The organism is Candidatus Desulfatibia sp. (assembly GCF_036446775.1).
Classification (GTDB): domain Bacteria; phylum Desulfobacterota; class Desulfobacteria; order Desulfobacterales; family UBA11574; genus Desulfatibia_A.
Genome location: NZ_JAZFTO010000075.1, coordinates 1 through 3,116, shown reverse-complemented (window position 1 = coordinate 3,116; position 3,116 = coordinate 1). Strand labels below are relative to the sequence as shown.

Sequence of the window (3,116 nt, the reverse complement as noted above, 5' to 3'; positions counted from 1 at the left end):
TAGAGGGAATTCATGCGTATTGGCAATAAACAATTGGATTTTATTTTTATATTTCTATTAATTGCGATTATAGTTGGTTTGCCTTACGGCATATGGACCTACGATCGTCAGGTGTGGCAAAATAAAATCGAACCGGGCGTGAAAGAATTTACTCTTACCGGTCATACCCAAAAAGGCTGGTTGCTGGGTGAGGTGCAGGCCTTTGAGGTTGTTTCCCTGGGGCTGTCACATGGACCTGCTGAAAAACCGGTGATAGAGGTGCGCCAAGGTGACCGGGTGGTGTTAAGACTTAAAAGCAGCGACGTGGTTCACGGCTTCAGCCTTAAAGATTTCGGTATTATTATTACCGACGGCATTCAGCCGGGAAAGGTTGTCCTGGTTTCCTTTACAGCCGACAAGGTCGGTACTTTTACCTTTGCCTGTAATGCCATATGCGGCGATAACCATGAAAACATGCAGGGTACCCTGGTGGTCAAAGCATAATATGTTTCGGAAAAAACATGTGTTATCAATCGGTTTCATTTTAGTTCTGGGAGCGTTAGCTGTTTTTTCTTTCAAGCAGACTGGTCCTGCCCAGGCACGGCTGGAATCATCCCGGGACCGAACCATCCATGGTCGTGTTATTTCTAAATATGGTCCGGTAGAAAATGCCAGAGTCAGGGTGGCTGGAACAGAAACATATGCCCTCACCGACAAACAGGGAAGATTTGAGCTCCCTACCGGACAGTTCACAGGAGAAAAGTTGTGGGTCACGGCCGGTAAAGAAGGCTGGTTCAATAATGCACTGGCCGCAAATCCTTCCGGCCCTATGAAAGATATCTTTTTATACCCGATTTATCTGAATGATCACCCTCAATATCGTTTTATTTCACCGAAAACGTGTGCCCGCTGCCATGTCAAATTAACGCGCTACTGGGATCAGTCCAAAATGGCCCATACAACATCAAATCCCAAGGTGCTGGATATGTATTATGGAACGGATGCGCTCAAGCGTAAAAATGTCGCTCCGGGATACAAGCTGGATAATCCGGACAGCGGGGGGAACTGCGTCACTTGCCACGCACCGTCGGTCGCAGCTTCCAGTCCCCAGATTAAAGATTTGAAAACAGCACTCTGGTCTGCCCGCACAGAATGGGACGGCATCAGCTGTGATTTTTGCCACAAAATCAGAAAAGTGCTTGCAGATAAGACCAGGCCAAGCGGCAGGGCTCCGATTCTGGAAAGGCAGACGCCCGTCAAAGGGTCGTCGATTCTGGTCTTCGGTCCTTATGATGATGTGGTGGTTCCTCCCATGGCCGCATCATATAGCCCTGTTATGGATCAGGGGCTGTTTTGTTCCGTCTGTCATAGTCATTCAAAGAAGTTGGCAAACAGCAAGACTTGGGACCCCGGCAAGGTATACACGGCTTCAGAATGGAAGGGATTCGGGTTGCAGGACAACACTTACCTCCCCATTCAGAGCACTTATCAGGAGTGGAAACAGTGGCAGGATCAATTGCCGCCGGACGACGCCAACAAAGGTAAAAAATGCCAGGACTGCCATATGAGCTGGCGTAAAAAGATGCTGCCGTATGATAATTATGTTGTAGACGGACAGGCCCGGGAGATGTGGGGCACCTACCGGTCGCCCAAAAACATCCGCCCCCATCATTTTGACGGTGGTACCGAGATTCAGCTCAAAACCGCGCTGTCAATGGAAATAGAAGGGAAGATAACCGGTAACAGGTTGAACATCAATGTCTTCATCACAAATACCAATGGCGGCCACTGGGTACCTACCGGAGAAACCATGCGCAGTGTGATGTTATTGCTAAAGGCTGTGGATTCAAACCAAAAGCCTTTGAAAATGATAAAAGGGAGTGTGCTCCCCAAATGGGCCGGCACAGGCAAGATTGAAAAGGGCAATTATGCAGGTCGGCCGGGAGCGATGTTTGCCAGAGTCCTTGAGGATGACAACGGCAATCTGAATGTGCCGTTTTGGCGCGCCACAACAATCGCCGCGGATACGCGTGTTAGACCAAAAACAACCGTTACCCTTGAATATGTATTTGCCCTGGATGATCCCGAGGATGAACCGACGGTCGAGGCCAGGCTCATTTATCGGCCGGTTATCAAGACATTGGCAAAAAAGAAGAATTGGGTTGCCGAAGATATATTAATCACCAGCAGCATGTGGTAACCTGAACTTCTCATGAGGAATTCAGGTTAAATCATTCCAATTGGAGGAGACAATTGAAACGATACTTTATAACCATAACCTTATTACTCGCTTTATTGGTCTTGTGTCTGCCGGGCCCGGCGATGGCCGGGGGGATTTCGGGAACAGTAAAAGTGAAGGGCTTACGTTCTCCGGCGAACATTCTTGTATACCTGACCAAGGCACCTCCGGCCTTTGTGGATCTTTCTAAGACTGAGTTTGTCATGGACCAGCGAAACCTGACCTTTATCCCTCATATTTTACCTGTTCCGGTCGGTGCAACGATCCATTTTCCCAATAATGACAAGGTAGATCATAATGTATTTTCACTGTCCCGAACAAAGCCGTTCAATTTGGGCAGCTACACGCCGGGGGAGATAAAAACGGTCCTTTTCGACAAACCTGGTATGGTGGAGGTTCGATGTGACGTGCACGCTGAAATGGCGGCCTACATTATGGTAATGAAAAATCCTTATTTCGCCGTAACGGATGCCAAGGGCAGGTTTGAAATACCGGATGCAAAGTATCTGAAACAGTATGGTTTCAACGGCTTAACGGATATTCCTCCCGAAAAATACTTTATCAAAACAAGACATGAAAAATTAAAAACAAAAAAACAGACCGTGGTTGTTCCGAAAAATGGGACGATTTCAATCCAACTGGAGCTTTCCAGGGGCACCCCGGGCGTATTGTACAAGTAAAGAATCCTGGCCCAGAGGACCAGGCTTTGGTTTGCCCCTGTCTCAAATGCAGTAAATTAAATTCCAAATAACAAATGTCAAATATCAAACAAATAACAATGACCAAAAGGGGAAATCCCAAATAACAAAATACAAATAACAAATAAATTCCAATGACCGAAAAAACAAATAACAAACAAAAGAATAAAAAAAATAGTTTTAGCCCTTGTTTGGAATTT

The 3,116-nt window shown here is 46.6% G+C and carries 3 protein-coding genes; all 3 read left to right on the top strand.

The window, feature by feature from the left end:
* The first annotated feature begins 12 nt into the window (after positions 1–12).
* Genes V3S16_RS03260 through V3S16_RS03250 form a run of 3 tightly spaced genes read left to right on the top strand, consistent with a single transcriptional unit; the run spans position 13 to position 2,898 of the window.
* A complete protein-coding gene (locus V3S16_RS03260) occupies positions 13–483 on the top strand; it encodes a cupredoxin domain-containing protein (protein ID WP_413883241.1) in 471 nt (156 codons plus the stop codon).
* Positions 446–2,179: a multiheme c-type cytochrome gene (locus tag V3S16_RS03255; RefSeq protein WP_413883240.1), complete on the top strand. Its 1,734-nt coding sequence runs from the start codon at positions 446–448 to the stop codon at positions 2,177–2,179. Before V3S16_RS03260 ends, V3S16_RS03255 begins: the two co-directional genes overlap by 38 nt.
* Positions 2,180–2,232: 53 nt before the next feature.
* Positions 2,233–2,898, top strand: coding sequence for a hypothetical protein (locus V3S16_RS03250; protein ID WP_413883239.1), 666 nt, complete (start codon positions 2,233–2,235; stop codon positions 2,896–2,898).
* The last annotated feature ends 218 nt before the right edge of the window (positions 2,899–3,116 follow it).

Bases quoted from the DNA above. Each gene is read 5' to 3' on its own strand.
- V3S16_RS03260 (WP_413883241.1), top strand. From the start codon at position 13: ATGCGTATTGGCAATAAACAATTGGATTTTATTTTTATATTTCTATTA.
- V3S16_RS03255 (WP_413883240.1), top strand. From the start codon at position 446: ATGAAAACATGCAGGGTACCCTGGTGGTCAAAGCATAATATGTTTCGG.